Annotated in this window: 1 protein-coding gene; it reads right to left on the reverse strand. The window is 75.3% G+C overall.

Going from position 1 to position 2,468, the window contains the following annotated elements:
* A partial coding sequence (locus G3I40_RS37025; RefSeq protein ID WP_164559213.1) for an AAA family ATPase occupies positions 1–2,468 on the reverse strand: 2,468 nt, incomplete at both ends.

A 2,468-nucleotide genomic window follows, 5' to 3' on the forward strand; every position in this document is an offset into this window, starting at 1 on the left:
CACGAGGGAACAGGCCAGCTCGTATCCGGCCGGGGAGCGTTCGAGGTGGGACACGGACTCCTCCAGGAGCTTGGCGCGGGCCGCGCCGGAGGAGACCTCGGCGGCGGCGCGCAGGGCCTGCCCGATCCCGGACGGCGCCCCGAAGAGGCGGGCCCGCTCGATCGCGTCGTGGGCGGTGGTCAGGGCCCGCTCCGGTGCGTCATGGGCCTCGGCGCGCGCGAGGTGCAGCTGCCAGGGGCACCAGGAAGGGTTGCGTATGCCGCGCGGATCGAGGCGGCGCCCCGCTGCCGCGAGCTCCAGCGCCGCGTCCTTGGTACGGCCGAGCGCGAGGAGCAGTTCTCCGTACACCGTCTGCGCGTCCGGGAAGACGACGGCCGCGGGGAACGGCGCGCCGAAGGCGTACGTCTCCCCCACGCCCTGGGCCTCGGCGACCCGGCCCCGGGCGAGGAGCACCTGGATGAGGGTGCCGACGGCGTACCAGTGGGCGGGGGTGCCGGGCCCCACCCGCTCGGCGATCCGCAGTCCGGCGCGGGCGAAGTCCTCCGCCTCGGCGAGGCGGCCGCGCCGGTAGCGGACGTAGCCGAGGATCGTGTACGCGAAGGAGAGGTGACCACCGCGCCAGCCGGCGTGCTCGAAGTCGGCGATGCCCTCGACGAAGAGTTCCTCGGTGCGGCCCGGCCGGTCCGCGTAGAGGAAGGCCATGGCGACGAGGACGGGGACCTCGAAGCCGCGGTCCTCCTCGGCGGCCCAGCGCAGGCCTCCGGCGAGCGCGCGCTCGGCGTGGTGGATCACGGTGGCGGTGGGTTCGCCGCGCAGGGTGGCGTCCCAGGTGCGCAGCCCGATGATGTAGCGCTCGGTGAGGTCGCGGCCGGTGAGCCGGTCGGCGAGTCTGGCCAGGCGCCGGGAGCGGGCCGGGGAGGCGGGTTCGTCGGCGCGGAAGGCGTCCCACATGAACTGTTCGGCCTGCATGCGCAGCCGGATCCGCGGGTCGGTGGTGAGCCGCATCTCGCGGGCGAGGATCTCGGAGGCCTCGGCCAGCCGGTCGCTGTGCGCGAGGACCTGGGACAGCCGGTAGACGATGCCGTGCCGCAGCGCCGGGTCGGTGATCGGTTCCTCCAGAGCGGCACGCAGGTGGTTGACGGTGGTGGCCGGTTCGGTGAGCAGGGAGGCGCTGCCGAGTTCGTAGAGGACGACGGCTCGGTCGTCGAACGTCGGGGGTTCGCGCAGCGCCCGGGCCAGGTAGCGGCAGGCCGCGTCGGGGGCGCCGGCCCGGACCGTCTCGCGGGCGGCGGAACGCAGCTGCTGGACGACCCACGGGTCGCCGTCGGGGTGCGTCTCCAGCAGGTGGCGGGCTGCCACCGCGGAGCCGAGGCCCGCGTTGACGACCGTCCATGCCGCCTGGCCGTGCAGGGCCACGCGGACCCCGCCCGGGATGGCGCGGTAGACGGCGGTGGCGATCAGCGGGTGGACGAACTCGAGGGTGTCCACGCCGGTGAGGATGCGGGCCCTGCGCAGCCGGTCGGCGGCGTCGGCGGACTCCTCGACGCCCAATCCGGCGACGCCCGCGGCGAGTTCGGGTGATATCTCGGTGCCGAGGACGGCGCAGGCCCAGGCGAAGCGGACGGTGGAGGCCCCCAGGCGTTCGAGGCGGGCGATCAGTCCGCTGCCCTTGACCGCGGCGACGAGGTCACGCAGCAGGTGGGCGCCGTTCTCGGTCGGGGCGAGACCGCGGTCGTGCACCTTCGCCGTCAACTCGACGGCCTCGAAGGGGTTTCCGGCGGTGACGGCCCAGCACTCGCGGCAGAACGCGTCGTCGGCGTGCGAGCCGAGGGATTCGCGCACCATCCGGGCGATGGCGGGAGCGCTGAGCGGTTCGAGACCGAGCGGTCGGCGGCCCGCCCGGCCCGGCAGGCCACGCAACGCCTCGGCGTGTTCGGGGAGTTCCTCGGGCCGGTAGGCCACGACCAACAGCAGCGGCAGCTCCTCGGCGCGCGGCGCGAAGGAGGCGATCCAGCTCAGGGACTCCGGGTCGGCCCAGTGGGCGTCGTCGAGGACGAGGACCATGGGGGCGCGCTGCACGGCGAGGTGGGTGAGGACCCAGTCGAGGCCGTCGCGCAGGCCCTGCGGGTCGGGCGGCGCCCCGTCGGTGGGGGCGCACAGGCCGAGGGCGGGGCCGACGATGGCGTACCAACTGCCCAGCCGGGAACGGAGTTCGAACTCGGGCACCCCGGCGAGCTGGGGCTGGACGAGCTGACGGGCCACGTGGAAGGCGACGCGCTGCTCCTGCTCGCCGCCGCGGGCGTACAGGACGGTGCAGCCCTTGGCGGCGGCGCGCCTGCGGACCTCGGCGAGGAGCGATGTCTTGCCCAGTCCGGCGGGGGCCGCGACCGCGAGCAGGGCGCCGTGCGGCCGGTCGGGCGGCTCGACGCCGCCGGGACGCAGTCCGGCCAGCTCGCTGAGCGCCTCGT

The sequence above is a fragment of the Streptomyces sp. SID14478 genome, from assembly GCF_010548525.1.
Taxonomy (GTDB): domain Bacteria; phylum Actinomycetota; class Actinomycetes; order Streptomycetales; family Streptomycetaceae; genus Streptomyces.